The 15,281-nt window shown below is 42.8% G+C and carries 13 protein-coding genes; 8 read left to right on the plus strand and 5 right to left on the minus strand.

The window, feature by feature from the left end; all coding sequences use genetic code 11:
- The coding region (locus A3739_RS03965) for a cache domain-containing protein (protein ID WP_197472029.1) at positions 1-932 on the minus strand (932 nt) is incomplete at its 3' end.
- Positions 933-993: 61 nt separating this feature from the next.
- On the opposite strand from A3739_RS03965, the gene A3739_RS03970 reads away from it, so the two are divergent.
- Both A3739_RS03970 and A3739_RS03975 read left to right on the plus strand, forming a co-directional pair.
- Positions 994-1,872, plus strand: coding sequence for a DMT family transporter (locus A3739_RS03970; protein WP_068476572.1), 879 nt, complete (start codon positions 994-996; stop codon positions 1,870-1,872).
- Positions 1,873-1,957: 85 nt separating this feature from the next.
- Entirely contained in the window at positions 1,958-3,001 is a 1,044-nt protein-coding gene (locus tag A3739_RS03975; RefSeq protein ID WP_231876714.1) for an adenosine deaminase, read from the plus strand.
- 365 nt (positions 3,002-3,366) lie between these two features.
- Here A3739_RS03975 and A3739_RS03980 read toward each other — a convergent pair whose 3' ends face one another.
- Positions 3,367-4,914, minus strand: a complete 1,548-nt coding sequence (locus A3739_RS03980) for a lytic transglycosylase F (protein WP_068476570.1) — start codon at positions 4,912-4,914, stop codon at positions 3,367-3,369.
- 147 nt (positions 4,915-5,061) lie between these two features.
- On the opposite strand from A3739_RS03980, the gene A3739_RS03985 reads away from it, so the two are divergent.
- From A3739_RS03985 to A3739_RS03995, 3 genes are all read left to right on the plus strand, one after another.
- Positions 5,062-5,784, plus strand: a complete 723-nt coding sequence (locus A3739_RS03985) for a 1-acyl-sn-glycerol-3-phosphate acyltransferase (protein ID WP_068476568.1) — start codon at positions 5,062-5,064, stop codon at positions 5,782-5,784.
- A 260-nt stretch (positions 5,785-6,044) separates the two neighbouring features.
- The gene (locus A3739_RS03990) at positions 6,045-6,680 is read left to right on the plus strand and encodes a hypothetical protein (RefSeq protein WP_068500406.1); all 636 of its coding nucleotides are present in this window, start codon (positions 6,045-6,047) and stop codon (positions 6,678-6,680) included.
- Between the two features lie 116 nt (positions 6,681-6,796).
- Complete coding sequence (locus tag A3739_RS03995; RefSeq protein ID WP_068476564.1) at positions 6,797-7,492, plus strand: hypothetical protein; 696 nt, start codon at positions 6,797-6,799, stop codon at positions 7,490-7,492.
- On the opposite strand, the gene A3739_RS04000 is transcribed toward A3739_RS03995, so the two are convergent.
- The gene (locus A3739_RS04000; protein WP_068476562.1) at positions 7,466-7,858 is read right to left on the minus strand and encodes a hypothetical protein; all 393 of its coding nucleotides are present in this window, start codon (positions 7,856-7,858) and stop codon (positions 7,466-7,468) included. The genes A3739_RS03995 and A3739_RS04000 overlap by 27 nt on opposite strands.
- A 238-nt stretch (positions 7,859-8,096) precedes the next feature.
- Between A3739_RS04000 and A3739_RS04005 the strand changes: the two genes are divergently transcribed.
- Together A3739_RS04005 and A3739_RS04010 are read left to right on the plus strand one after the other, a co-directional pair.
- A complete protein-coding gene (locus tag A3739_RS04005) occupies positions 8,097-9,770 on the plus strand; it encodes an AMP-binding protein (RefSeq protein WP_068500409.1) in 1,674 nt (557 codons plus the stop codon).
- A gap of 165 nt (positions 9,771-9,935) precedes the next feature.
- Complete coding sequence (locus tag A3739_RS04010) at positions 9,936-11,609, plus strand: AMP-binding protein (RefSeq protein WP_068476559.1); 1,674 nt, start codon at positions 9,936-9,938, stop codon at positions 11,607-11,609.
- 66 nt (positions 11,610-11,675) lie between these two features.
- Here A3739_RS04010 and A3739_RS04015 read toward each other — a convergent pair whose 3' ends face one another.
- On the minus strand, positions 11,676-13,337 hold the full coding sequence (locus tag A3739_RS04015) for an iron ABC transporter permease (protein WP_068476557.1): 1,662 nt from the start codon (positions 13,335-13,337) through the stop codon (positions 11,676-11,678).
- Positions 13,338-13,420: 83 nt separating this feature from the next.
- Positions 13,421-14,437 (minus strand): Fe(3+) ABC transporter substrate-binding protein, encoded by a 1,017-nt coding sequence (locus A3739_RS04020; protein WP_197468953.1) that lies wholly within the window; start codon positions 14,435-14,437, stop codon positions 13,421-13,423.
- Positions 14,438-14,599: 162 nt separating this feature from the next.
- On the opposite strand from A3739_RS04020, the gene A3739_RS04025 reads away from it, so the two are divergent.
- The gene (locus A3739_RS04025) at positions 14,600-15,217 is read left to right on the plus strand and encodes a hypothetical protein (RefSeq protein ID WP_068476554.1); all 618 of its coding nucleotides are present in this window, start codon (positions 14,600-14,602) and stop codon (positions 15,215-15,217) included.
- The last annotated feature ends 64 nt before the right edge of the window (positions 15,218-15,281 follow it).

Here is a 15,281-nt window from a genome sequence, read left to right on the forward strand (position 1 = left end):
AACGCTATGATCATTTTGAATGTAATTCTGATCGCGACGATGATCGCGATCAGAATTACATTCAAAATGATCATAGCGTTGGTTGTGTTACTGATGGCTGCATACACTTCACTGCTTGGGATTTCGGCAATAATGTACCAGTCTAAACTCGGAATATAACGTGAAGCGAGAATCGTATCAGAACCGGTTTCAAGGATGATTCGCCCTTCCTTGTTTAGGAGAGATTCTGAGAAGTTCTTTGTCTTTTCTTGCGTGCTTAGGTTCGCACTACCGGCAAGCGATGTCTCAGGATGAACACGAACTTGGCCCTCTCCATCGACTAAATATACAAACCCATTTTCGCCGATTGAATAGTTTTGAATCAGCTTCGATAATTCCTCAACAGTAATACCGACGCCCGTCACCGCCTTGCCAGACTGAACACGATAGTTGACGAACAGGGTGAAGATTCCTGTGGTAGTATCTTGGTCTAAATCTAGGCTGAAAGTGTTTGGAGAGTCTAGGAAGCTATAAAGCCAGCCATCGTTTGCGCGACTAACGGATCGTAGAATACCTCCGCCAGTGTAATAGTTTTCAGATTCCGCTGAGACTAAGAAGCTAAATTTAGCGCCTGTGCTGGCTTGGATTTGCGCTAAATAGTTTGCCAGATCAGGTTGGCCATCAGCGCTTTCGCCTTGTTTTATCCAGTCATTAATATAGGCATTACTGGCCATATTTTTTGCTGTATTCAGCGGCAGGGCAATTTGAAGCTCAAGCTCGTTCGATAAACTAGATAATATGGCGGGGATTTCAGTTTCTCCGACGCGCTTTGTAGTACTAGAGCTCACCAAATAGTTAGTGATGAGCATAGATATTGCCATCGAAATAATAAGCGCTGAGCTCATGATAAGTATGAGCTTGTTTTTTATATTAAGTTGTTTCCAGCTGAACATTTTTTGTTCCTCATATTGTTCAACAGAAAGTATAGATGCATTTCAAAATTGAGAGAGCTAGATGCATATGAATTTTTCTATCGGATTGCGCTATATGCTTCTGAGCGCTTTGGGGTTCTCGTTGATGGCTGTTTGTGTAAAGCTGGCATTCGAGGATGGTATTCCAGTGCTACAAATTGTGGCAGCGCGAGCGCTGGTGTCTCTGCTCCTTAGCTACTTTTTTGCCAAGCGAAAAGGCTTGTCTGTTTTAGGGAGTCATCGAGGTCTATTGTTTGCGCGAGGTTTTGTTGGTGCAGTGGCCTTGCTTGCTGTATACAGTGCATTGACTCGTCTTCCTCTTGCCGAAGCCACGATGCTTCAATATTTACACCCTGTTTTCGTCGCAGTACTAGCTTTGTTTTTTTTAGCCGAGCGTTTTCATGCGTCTTTGTTGGGGAGCATCGTTTTGAGTCTTGTCGGCTTAATTTTGGTTGTTGAGCCAAGTTGGGTGCATGGAGGTAGTCTTACTCAACTCGATCAACTAGGCGTTATTTTTGCCTTGATTGGAGCATTCGGCAGTGCCATTGCTTATGTGCTGGTGCGAAAACTTAGTCACCTTGAAGACAGCTCCGTCATTATTTTTTATTTCCCCTTAATCGCTTTACCGTTTTCTCTTGTTGTATTAGGGAACGACTTTGTGGTGCCAGAGTCTTGGACAACGTATTTTGTTTTATTGGCCGTGGGGATATTTACTCAGATCGGTCAAGAGGGCTTAACAAAAGCGATGAAAACAGAAACTGCTGCGAGGGCAACGGCATTTTCTTATGTGCAGGTTGTTTTTTCCGTTATTTTTGGTTGGATGTTTTTTGCTGAAGTGCCGAGCATACTTGCAGTAGTCGGGGTTGTTTTGATTATGCTCGGTGCATTGTTAAATGTGATGCATAAGACCAAGGTTAGTTAAAGGATTTGTAGTGCGTTTGCATTCGATAGCCTTGATGGCAAAATGAGATGCATATTTTTAATGAAATCGAAATTTGGTGAGTAAGTTGAGAGATATTTGGAAGACTACTTCGAGACCTGAGGAAGTAGCGGATACGGCCTTTTTACGCGCATTGCCGAAGGCGGAATTGCATCTGCATATTGAAGGTTCTCTTGAGCCAGAACTTATGCTCAAACTCGCTGAACGTAATGCTGTGGCTCTACCATACAATTCTGTGGAAGAGGTTCGTGAAGCGTATCAGTTTACGAACCTTCAAACGTTTCTAGATATCTATTATCAAAGTGCGGGAGTCTTATTAAACGAACAAGATTTTTATGATCTGACTTGGGCTTACTTACTTACCTGTCACGAGCAAGGTGTTGTGCATACGGAGTTGTTTTTTGATCCTCAAACGCACACCGAACGTGGGATCGATATAGGTGTGGTGTTTGATGGAATAACGCGGGCACTGAGCGACGCGGCAACACAACTTGGCATAACGAGCGGATTGATTTTGTGCTTTTTGAGGCATCTCAGTGAGCAGGATGCATTCGAATGCTTTGAGCAAGCCAAGCCATATTTGCATCATATTCTCGGAGTAGGGCTTGATTCATCGGAAGTTGGGCATCCTCCTTCTAAGTTTGAGCGTGTTTTTGCACAGGCTAGAGACCTTGGGCTGAAGGCTGTCGCTCATGCTGGTGAAGAGGGACCGCCGTCATATATATATGAGGCTTTAGATTTACTCAAAGTTGATCGTATTGATCACGGCGTTCGGTGTTTGGAAGACGAAGCGCTTGTTGAACGGCTAGTGGAAGAGGGTATTCCTCTGACGGTTTGTCCGCAAAGCAATGTGCGTTTGAAAGTGTTTGAGAAGATGGCTGATCACACAATCCTTCAAATGCTCGATCGGGGGTTGATGGCGACTGTTAACGCAGATGACCCGTCATTCTTTGGAGGATACTTGTTAGATAACTTTCAATTCATGGCAAATGATTTAGCGATGACGCGAGCTCAAGCCGCGCGTCTTGCTGAAAATAGCATTCGAAGTAGTTTTATATCTGGAGACTTGGAAAATAATTATCTAGAAAAGCTTAAGAAAGTTATCGCATAGAGGAAAATATAAGATGAAGCATCAAGGAAGTTGCCACTGTGGTCCGGTCAAGTTTAACTTTGATGGACCTGAAATCGAGAGCGGTTTGCTATGTATTTGTTCAATCTGTCGGCGCAAAGGGGCTGTCATGACGCCCCTCTCGATTGCTGCAAATGATCTGTCTATTGAAACGAGTGTTTAAGTAGCTACCATTTTGGTACTGAGGTGGCAGAACATTTTTTCTGTAATAAATGCGGTATTTACACTTTTCATGAAACGCGCAGGGAGCCTGGTCAATTTAGAGTCAATGTAGTCTGCTTAGATGATGTCGATGCTCGCGCGTTAGAGATTACTGTATTTGATGGTGCTTCTCTGTAATCCAGTATTTAGAAGGTGTCGTTGCTACTTTCTTTAACGGCATCTCTAATTTTCTGCTGTTCCTCAATCAATTGATAAGCGATAAAGTATTTTGAAATGTTGGCGACGTAACTCACCGTTTCTCTGCCTACATGTCTAGCAACGGCATGCTCTACGTTACCAAACCATTTGTTTGGGTCTAAACCAAGTTTTTTTGTTGTTCTTCTCAATCGATGAATTCTTGTTGGTCCAGCGTTGTAAGCAGCAAATGCGAACAGTACCTTATTGGCGTCTGAAATTTTGGGGTCGTTGAAGTAGTGATTGATAATCTTTCTTAAATACTTCACTCCAGCGTGCACATTATTCTCTAGTTCTTTTATGTCTCCCACTTTCATTGATGAACCGGTTTTGGGCATCAATTGCATAATACCAATGGCGCCAACAGGGCTTTTCTTCGAATGATCTAGTGTTGACTCTTGATAGCCTTGAGCGAGTAACATGAGATGATTGAAATCATACAAGTCGGCATATTTTTCAAAAATACCTACCACCGTTTCAAACTTCTCTCTGCTGTCCTCTGTAAGAGCCTTCTTGGCCCAGTAAGGGTTTTCTAAGTACCTATTTTTTACGACATTGCCGAACAGTGTTCCGCTTCGGTGACGCTTGAGAAAACGATTTACTTCATAAATAAGGTTTGGCGTATTCTTTCGGACAGCCCAAGCAATACTCCCGCCAGTATTAATTGCAAGTCCCGGATAAGAGGTGACATCGTCAAATATTTTTAGCCACAAATTTGCAATATGGTCATCTGCAACGGTGTATTGAATGAGGTTGGCGTTGGCCATCTCTATGAGATCTTCGACTTCTAAATGTTCATCGGCATGAATAACGATGACAGGAGGAATTCCTTTCGCGACAAATGACTCATTAAGTTCGAGTAAATGTTGATTGAAGCTGCTGCTCTCCCGAACGAATACGGTTTTTCCAGAGAGGTCATCAATGCTTTTTAAAATGGGAGCGCTCTTATTGGCGACAATGACTTCTTTAACTTGTTTGATGGTAGGGATTGAAAAATCTGCGAATTGCTTGCGTTCAGGTGTAATAGTTAAGTTGGCAATGGCGAGTTCGGCTTGCCCTGACTCTAATTTTTCAAAGAGTTCATCACGCGTTACGGGGATTGCAATCACTGACAATGCGCGTCCTTTACGACGTTTCTTGTAACGCTTATTTAAGTACTGCTCAAAGGCATTGAGCATCTCGTAACTGAGACCGTGCTGGCGCGCTTTATCAAGAAAAAAATGTGTTTTGCTATAGGTAACGAGAACACGGATTGAGCCGCGCTCAATAATTTCAAACAGGTCATCGTGATGCACTGCGCTCAGTGCATCACGGAATTCGGCGTTCGCGACTGAATATAAATCTTCGGTTTCAGGCGTATCCTCTGAAGTAGATTTTTCTTCGGCGTCAACGGGTGTCTGGACATCGCCTGCGCTTGTGACGCTAGAGTCCGCATAAGACAAAGGGGCAATCAGATGAAGGCTAATAAGAATAAGGAATATAAAGCTGTGTATGTACAAGAGAACACCTAAAAAGCTTACTCGTTTCTGCGTAAAGCGTAGCTCATCTTTTTTGTGACGCGAAATCTCACAAAAATTATCTGTACTTTTGTTTCAAACACTATACTGTGCGCCTCTGTATTACATTGCGTTAGGTAGTTTTTGACGATGCTGAAGTTGGTTCGAATTATTTTGTTTTCGCTGTATTTTGTTGTGGTTGCGGTGTTGGGTGTATTCGTTTGTCTATGCCGTCCATTCAATCTCGATAATAACCGAATTATGGCAAAAGCATTTAGCTATGGTGGTTTGAAGCTTTTGGGTGTTAATGTTGAAGTGCGTAACGAAGAACGTTTCAAGAAACTTGAACCAGGCGTCATCGTTTCGAATCATCAGTCCAATCTTGATCTTTATGTGCTTGGCTGCATTGTACCGCACGGTACAGCTAGCATTGGGAAGCGTTCATTGAAATGGATTCCTTTTTTTGGTCAATTGTATTGGCTGGCAGGCAATGTTCTCATTGATCGCAGGAATGCAAAAAGCTCAATCGATGCATTAGGTCAGGTTAGTGAAGCAATTAATGACCAAGGTCGCTCAATATGGGTCTTTGCTGAAGGAACGCGAAACCTAGGAAAGGGCTTAGGAGAGTTTAAGAAAGGGGCTTTCCATATCGCAGTCCAAGCTCAGTGTAAGATAACTCCCATTGCTGCAAGCACCTATGCGGGGCGTTTAGATTTAAATAAATGGTGTTCAGGAAAGGTTTTGATAGACATATTGCCTGCCGTTGACGCCGCAGGGAAAACCGAAGACGATATACCGCAATTATGCGCCTCGATGCATGCGCAGATTAGAGAAGAAATTGAAAAATTAGACGCTGAATTAGCTCAAATTTAATGGTCGCTAATTGACCGATTTGGACAATCAATCACAGTTTGATACGATCACACTCGTATAATGTTTTTTCTTAAAAAAGTTGTATAGAAAAAGTTTGTAAAGAGACGCTGCAACGCGCTTGTTGCTAAAAGATATTGAGGCTAAATATCGCTTACTAAACGCCTCAGATACTCAAAAAACTATAAATAATATAGCGGAACAACCTAAAACATTGATGTTTGGTGATGTGTTCCGAAAGTGCAACTAGGGAAAGCCAAGGTATGTTCATCAGCATGTTTATTCACGTGCTTGAGGCCTCATGTGGTCTCTTGCTCGCATTACTGGGTGTTCAAGTCGCTCGACAGTATCGTATTGCAACGAAAAAGCAGAACGATGAACACGTTACGATCAAGCAATCGATTGATTCGGAAGAAATCATTGTTGATCGTTTCTCTCGCTCAGTAGAAAGTAATGCTCCTTCACAGCCTGAATCTGCACCCATTTCAGAATCTTCAAATACAACAGCTTCGCAAATTCTTGATGATTACATCGGTGGTTTTTTTGACGATGTAGAGCCTGCACAAAATGAGATCAAAGCTTTTCGTGCAGCTGACGTATCGGAAACTAGTAATTTTCTAGATTCTGCTGCCGAGAATGATCATGTTGAAGCAATCGCTCCAGCGGTTGATTTAGCGAGCTATAAAGTTAACCCTCCGAAAGAAGAATCTATTCCTACTCTTCATCGTCCTATTCCTGAAAGCATGATGACTGCAAAGTTCTTGCAACAGGTAAAGGAACTCGATGAAGAGGTTATTCTCGTTGAAGGGGATGACGAACCTTCTATGGCAAATCCAGTGATGTCGGATAAAGTTGTCTTGGCTATGCTGGATGAAGCGAAATTGGTTAGCTCTCACTAATTTAATTGTTTCTTTACTGTGTGCTCAAATATGTAATCGCATGGTAAGTATTTCCTCTATCTAACTGCTCTGTGCACTGATAACCTCTGCCGCAAAAATACAATGGTTTTTTCGGCATGCTTAATACCTATATCCATCTCGGATCTTCTGAGTCTTCTTCATTTGAATTAAGTGACTATGGTGTATGGGTTTGTGTTGATTCTGGTTTTGATATATCCGCGCTGAACGAGCGAATTCAGAATGGTCTTGAGTGTGGTTTAAGCCTTTCTGAGACTTTGAAAGCTGGCCTTGGTGTACTTGACGAATTTCAGCGTGATGGTGCAAATATTCTTCTATGCCGCTTTGATTCGTTCCATTATGAGTTGTGTTGGATCGGCGAGATGGGAGCTGCCTTACTCCATGGAGATGAGGGCGTATTGCCTCTAATTTCGGAATCTTCTCATAAGGTTGAGCGAATTATCGGCGACCTTCATACTGATGAAATATTGGTGTTTGGCAACTCTTTATTATTGCCTAATGTTTCTAAGATAGGTGATGCTTTGGATCTGATGCTGTCTGAATCACCTAACTCTGTTGAGGGCGCAGTCAAAAATATCGCGAGAAGCAGCGACTACAATCAATGTTTAGACGGTGCGGTCTTTATACATTATCCATTGAACGAGCCAAGTTCATTACTAAAAGATTTGCCACAGTTAAGAGCTAGGCGTCGAGTACGTAACAAGCTGCTTGCTATCACGAAGCCTGTTTTAGCATTGGTGTTAGTAGGGTCACTTCTTGGTTGGTTGCTAACGAGTCAAGTAGCTTTGTCTTAGCAAATGTCCTTTCCATGCTTTAAAAAGAACAAAAATAAAGCCAATACAAAACGCTCCAACGACTAAACCTAAGGCGCTATGTTCGACAGTGTTAGCAGAATCTGGCGTTGAGGCGAATACATAGTCATAAAATAGAAAGAAGCATAGCAACAGTCCTATGACACTCGTTGCTGCTTGACTAATGAGTATCCCATGCGCGGGAATCGTGTCATGGAAATGGCACTTCACGCATAGATAGTTTTCGGTGTACTCCGGCTCACCTTCTTGAACGGCTGGTATCATAGAACCTTCGCCACATTTGATACATGTGTATGGCGACTTCAAGGTATCCATATGCTCGTTCGATACGACCTGATTAGGCGACATATCAGTTCCTTAAGCCTATGGTTATCGTTTTAATTGTGATGATTAGCCTAGCAAAATTACCAAGCGCCGTAGTGATATAGTCGAGATTTCAGAGCGCAGCAAATTCTATTATTGCTTGTTGTGTTTGCAATCACACTGCAAATAGTCGCTTGGCTGCATTTAACATATCTTTTTTGTGGCACTGCTTTTATGATGGTTGCTCTTCGTAAGTCCACCAATAATAAATAGAGAGGGGTTCATGGGAGCAAATAACGGATTTTTATCGCCACTCGCTTACGCCTATAAGTGGGAAAAAGCAAAAGCTGATGACTTATATCTGACACAGCCGATGGGCGGGGATCAGGTACAAGAATACACATGGAATCGAGCGGTTGGTGAGGCGAGAAGAATGGCCTCCTATTTAAAGTCTCTAGACCTCCCTCCCAAAAGCAAGATTGCTATTTTATCGAAAAACTGTGCGCACTGGATCATGTCAGATTTGGCTATTTGGATGGCGGGGCATGTCACTGTACCTCTGTATCCGACATTAAACGCAGAGACCGTTCGATATATTCTAGAACACAGTGATTCAAAACTTCTTTTTGTTGGTAAATTGGATGACTGGGATGAGATGAAAGCTGGTGTTCCAGATGATCTTCCCTGTTTATCTTATTCACTTAGCCCGCCAAATGATTTCCAAACTTGGGAGCAAATTGTTGCCGACCATAAACCGCTTATGGAAGAAACGGTTCGTGATGCCGATGAGTTAGCAACGATTGTTTATACCTCGGGGAGTACTGGCAAACCTAAAGGTGTCATGATTTCTTTTGGGGCTATGAGTATGGCAGCGAAAGGTGTTTCTGAGGCACTTGAGATGAAAGATTCAGAACGCATGCTTTCTTATTTGCCTTTGGCGCACGTATTTGAGCGCTATGCCGTAGAGCAGGCGTCTTTGTATGTGGGTTTTCATCTTTTCTTTGCAGAAGCGCTTGATACATTTGTTCAGGACTTAAAGCGTGCGCGACCAACGGTCTTTATCTCTGTACCGAGATTATGGGCGAAGTTCCAGCTCGGTGTATTCCAGAAAATGACACCTGAAAAACTGAAGTTCCTTCAGAGTATTCCGATCATATCTTCTCTTGTAAATAAAAAAGTATTGAAGAACTTGGGCTTAGATCATTGTCACTTTGCTGTGAGTGGCTCAGCTCCTTTGTCAGAAGATATTATTAATTGGTACCGAGGCTTAGGACTGGAATTGATGGAAGGGTATGGCATGTCGGAGAATTTTGCTTATTCACATATCAGTATGCCTGGTCGCGCTAGAGTCGGGTATGTCGGCGAGCCATTGCTTGGGGTTCAGCAGCGAATTTCTGAAAAAGGTGAGATAGAAATTAAAAGCCCTGCTGCGATGATGGGCTACTACAAAGATGATGAGAAAACCAAAGAAAGCTACACCGAAGATGGTTTCTTATTGACGGGAGATAAAGGCGAGATTGATGAGTTAGGTCGATTAAAGATTACAGGTCGAATTAAAGAAATCTTTAAGACCAGTAAAGGTAAATACGTTGCGCCAGCGCCTATCGAAAATAAGTTGATGGTCGATCAAGCGATTGAAGTTGTTTGCGTTGCGGGTGCAGATTGTGCTCAACCATATGCTGTGGCTGTTTTGCCAGAGCATTTGCAGGCTATGCATGGTGATCAAGCATTTCGCGACAAAACCTCGGAGAGCCTTAAGGGATTAATCAAGTTTGTTAATGCAACCTTAGATCAGCATGAGGCAATTCAGTTTATTGTTGTGGTGAGTGATGTCTGGGGGATTGAGAATAATTTCTTAACACCAACGATGAAAATAAAAAGAGATGTGATTGAGTCACATTACGCGCCGAAAGTTGAGACTTGGTTTAAAGCGAAAGAATCTGTCTTATGGGATTGACCGTAGGAGTTTAGGGTTTGTATAAGCAAGGCTAATTTGCGCTATCGGGACTGAGTTTAAATTGTTGTTTCAATTTGAACTCAGTCCTTTTATCATTCAAAAATATTGTCAAAAAATTAATGAAACACGTTTTCTAAAATACGAATAAAAGGCGATCGAATAATTATGAGTGCAGTTCAGAATGTGACGCTTCCTTTAGAGTCTGTTTATAAGTGGGAAAAACAAAGAGCTGATAAAGTCTATATGACTCAGCCAATGGGTAATGGTGTAGTGCAAGAATATACTTGGGCACGTGCCATGAACGAAGCCCGACGTATGGCGAACTACCTCAAAGCTCAGAACCTCCCTCCGAAAAGTAAAATAGCGATTCTTTCAAAAAACTGTGCCCACTGGATCATGTCAGATCTAGCAATCTGGATGGCAGGTCATGTGACGGTTCCTCTTTATCCAACATTGAATGCTGACACGGTTAGCTACATTCTTGAGCACAGTGAAGCGCAAGCTTTATTCGTAGGTAAGCTCGATGATTGGGAAGATATGGCTCCGGGCGTTCCAGCTGACATGCCTTGTATCTCTTATCCTTTAAGCCCAGAAAATGATTACCCAACGTGGGATTCATTAATTGCTGAAACAGCTCCTCTTGAGGGTGAAGTTGAGCGTTCAGCAGATGAGTTAGCGACTATCGTATACACCTCAGGTAGTACCGGTCGTCCAAAAGGCGTTATGTTGTCGTTTGGAGCAATGGGTGTAGCTGCTTCCGGTGCATCTCAGGCTCTTAAATTATTCACTGAAGATCGCATGCTTTCATACTTGCCACTTGCGCACGTGTTTGAGCGTTATGTTGTTGAGCAGTCGTCGTTCTACATTGGTTTCGAACTTTATTTTGCAGAAGCGTTAGACACCTTCTTGCAAGACCTTCAGCGAGCACGTCCGACAGTATTCGTTTCAGTGCCGCGTTTATGGTCTAAGTTCCAGCTAGGTATTTTCAAGAAAATGCCTCCTAAGAAACTTAATCGTCTATTAAAAGTGCCAATTCTGTCAGGCATTGTGAAGAAGAAAGTATTGACTGGACTAGGCTTGGAGCATTGTCGGTTTGCTGGTAGTGGTTCTGCTCCGTTGTCTGAAGAAATTATCAAGTGGTACCGCGGTCTTGGCCTTGAGCTGCTTGAAGGCTATGGCATGTCAGAGAATTTTGCTTACTCGCATATTTCACTACCTGGCCGTTCGCGTGTTGGTTATGTTGGTGAGCCCTTACCCGGTGTTCAGCAGCGTATTTCTGAGATTGGTGAAATCGAAGTGAACAGCCCTGCAAATATGATGGGTTATTACAAAAACGATGAGAAAACCAAAGAAAGCTTCACCGAAGATGGTTTCTTGCTAACTGGTGACAAAGGTGAGATCGATGACATGGGTCGCCTTAAAATTACTGGTCGTATCAAAGAGATCTTTAAGACGAGTAAGGGTAAGTACGTTGCTCCGGCGCCAATTGAAAATAAAATCATCAGTCACGATGAAATTGAAATGGTATGTGTTGCTGGTGCTGAGTGTCCGCAGCCTCACGCATTGATTCATCTTTCTGAAGAGGCATTGCCAAAACGCGATGAGCCAGATTTTCGTGCAAACTTAGAGAAGAGTTTGACTGAGCTAATGGCATCGGTGAATGCAACGGTTGATCCGCATGAAGCTTTGCAGTTCATGGTTGTTGTAAAAGATTTTTGGGCGATTGAGAATGGCTTCTTAACGCCAACAATGAAGATCAAGCGTGATGTTGTTGAAGGACAGTACAAAGATCAAATTGATGGTTGGTATGCTGGTAGAGCTAAAGTAGTTTGGGAATAAGTTCCCAGCGATAAAAAAAGCGACCCTTGGGTCGCTTTTTTTATGTCTCAACATTTCAGATAAGTACTACGTTCGATTGATTGAGCGGCTAAGTAAAATCACAGGAATAATTCCCACAATAACAATTACTAAAGCTGATAATGCGCATTGTTCTATCAGTTCATCTGACGCAAATTGATACACATGCGTTGCCAGTGTTTCAAAATTGAATGGGCGCAGTATCAGTGTTGCAGGAAGCTCTTTCATACAATCTACAAACACGACAAGCATGGCCGTTAATGCGCCTGGTTTTATGATCGGTAAGTGAATGCGTATTAGCGTTGTCAGGCTGCTCTTTCCAAGAGATCGAGAGGCCATGTCCATCGATGGTGTAACTTTCTCAAGGCTTGAATCTATAGCTCCGGTTGCGACGGCTAAGAAGCGCACAGTGTAGGCAAAAAGTAATGCCGCAATACTTCCACTCAATAATAAGCCAGTGCTGAATCCGAAATGGCTGCGAGCAATGCTATCAAGCCAGTTATCAAAGCCCGCGAGCGGAATAATTACGCCGATTGCCAAAACGGCACCTGGAATTGCGTACCCTAGGCTAGATACTTGTGTCATAGAGCGGGTGAATTTTGAGTTATCTAAGCGCTTCGTATAAGCCAAAATACATGCGATGACTAAAGTGATGAATGCGGCGCTAAAGCTCAGAGAAAAACTATTAAATGCGTAGGTAAAAAATTGCGTGTTCCAGCTTTTGTCAAAGTAATGAATCGAATAGTCGGAAAGAATGATGACCGGAATTAAGAAACCAAAAACAATTGGTGTTGATGCGAGTAGAGTAGCGAAGAAAGCCTTTTTTCCAGTCAGGTGTTGAGTTGGCAGAGGACGTGATTGAGTTTTGCTAGAAAACGACTGCTGTTGGTCCCTAGATTTTCTCTCCATCATGATTAAAAACACGACAGCTAACATCATCACGGTAGCAATTTGAGCTGCACCGCCTAAATTGCTCATATTCAGCCATGTGTCATAAAGGCCTGCAGTCAGCGTTTGAATTGCGAAGTAATCAACGGTACCGAAGTCATTCAGTGTTTCCATCAGAACCAAAGATAGACCGACGACAATTGCAGGTCGCGCAATCGGTAATGATACGCGGAAGAAAAAGCCAAAAGAATTCGAACCCAGGCTTCTAGCGGCGTAGTAAAGAGAAACTGATTGTTGCAAAAATGCGGCGCGAGCCAGCATGTAGATATAAGGGTATAGAGTTAGTGACATGAGGATAATGGCGCCCCCCATGCTTCGGACTTCGGGGAAGTAGTAGTCTCTGCTCGATTGCCAGCCAAATATCTCTCTAAGCATTGATTGGAGAGGGCCAGCATATTCAAGAAAGTCAGTGTAGACATAAGCAATCACATACGCAGGCATCGCAAAAGGGAGTAATAACGCCCACGTGAAAAAACGTTTGCCTGGAAAACTATAATGGCTTATTAACCATGCAGCACCAATGCCTAAAGCGGTACTCAGACATCCAACTCCGAGCATTAATATCAGCGTGCTTTTAATATAGGCAGGAAGTACTGTCTCAGATAAATGAACCCAAATGTTGTCGTCTGGAAATGCGGCTAAATACAAAACGGCCAATACTGGTAGGCAGATGATGCTGGTCGTTAAAAAAGCACTGAGCTTCCAGTAATGCTCTGATCGCCAAAAAGATTTAACGGGATATGTCGGGCTATTAGTGCGCAAAGAGAAATGATTCGGTTGTCTTAAAGAAACTTAGTATAAACAAAAAAAGCGGCTCTAGGCCGCTTTCTTTATGAGTCGATGCATTATTGATCGAATGCTACTTTATCTACTAGCTTTGCAGCAGCTTTGCGTAAACCGGCAATGTCAGCAAGAGGTAGTTGATCTGCTTTGAATTCACCCCAAGATGCAACGAGTTCACTTGGTTGAACTGCTGGGTTAACTGGGTATTCAAAGTTTTGCTCAGCATACATTGTTTGAGCTGTTTCGCCTGTTAAGTATTCCATTAGCTTAATGGCGTTTGCTTTGTTTGGTGCGCTCGTTGTCAATGCCATGCCGCTGATGTTTACGTGAGTACCGCGATCTGCAGAGTTAGGGAACAGAATGTTAACGGCATTTGCCCATTTTGTTTGCTCTTCATCTTGAAGCATTTTGCCTAGGTAGTAGTTATTGCCTAGTGAAAGGTCACATACTCCTTCATAAATAGCTTTTACTTGTGCGCGATCATTGCCTTGTGGTTTGCGAGCAAGGTTTGCTTTAACGCCCTTCAACCATGTTTCCGTTTCTGCTTCGCCGTGATGAGCGATCATTGAAGCGATCAACGCTAAATTATATGGGTGTTTGCCGCTACGAGTACAAATACGACCTTTCCATTTTTCATCGGCAAGCTCTTCATATGTTGTGATTTCGCCATCTTTTACACGTTCGTTTGATGCGTAGATAGAGCGAGTACGAGTCGTAAGACCAAACCACAGTCCTTCTGGATCACGATATTGGCTAGGAATATTGCTGTTAAGAGTATCTGAGTTAACAGCCTGAACTAAATCCATTTCAACAACTTCATTTAGGCGGCCAATATCAACAGTGAATACTAAGTCAGCCGGAGAGTTAGCACCCTCACGCTTAAGGCGCTCTGCTAGACCTTTCTTGGCAAATACCACGTTTACCTTGATTCCTGTCTCTTCAGTGAAGCCTTTGAATAATGGTTCTACCAAAAATGGTTGGCGGTATGAGTAGACATTGACTTCTTCTGATGCAATCGCACTGCTGCTTACTGAGGTAAATAGCATTGCGGCGAGTAGTGACTTAATTCCAAAACGCATGGTTTATCCTTAATGAAGTTAATAATGAGAACGATTTCAATTTTAATATCGAGAATGCATTAAGCAAGCTTTTTATGCAAGTAAATAACTTGTCTTGATCTGGGCCAATATGCGTATTCCTTGCTAGTCTTAAGACAAGTTCTACAAAAAGTTTGTATATAAATGACTTTATTGAAAATTTTCTCGGTCTTTCTGCTCGGTTTCAGCTTGCTTTTGCAAGGCTGTGCAACGTCAAGAACCACAACGCATTATGGTTTTTTTGAGGCAGAGAACTCGCAAGGCGAGTTGAGACAGTTTCGTGTTCATTGGGAAACTATTGACGTACAAGGGTTCAACTCCCGAGAACGCTATTCAACTCCTCTCGTATTACAGGCTCAGTGCTCGCAGCGCGCTGTGCGCTTCTATGATGCTAATTTTCGGGCGCAAAGAGCGTGCATCCCTAATGATCAGTTAGGGATTGCTTACTGTGGGTCTGAGCGCAAAGATCTAGATCACAGGGCGTTACCCATAGAAAAAGGTAAGGCTTGTGCTTATGTTGTCGACGCGAAAGGGGCTGGGGAGATCAAATATTTAGGTGATGAAATCCAGATAATCATGCGTTGTCAGCCTAAAGAGCCTCAGGTAAGGGTTGGTAGGAAGTGGGTAAACCGTGATTATCTTAAGCCATCGAGTATTCCCTATGTGGTTTCGACTAAGACCGTACCTGGTAGTGATAAGGATGGGCACGTACCTCAATTATGGAATCATTCGTCGGTATGTGACCCAACGCAGGGTCGTTAATTACTATACGTTACAAAGGCTTACAGGCTTTAGTGGTATCAATTTTTGAGTGAGTCATAATAAC

This window comes from Oleiphilus sp. HI0067 (assembly GCF_001635735.1).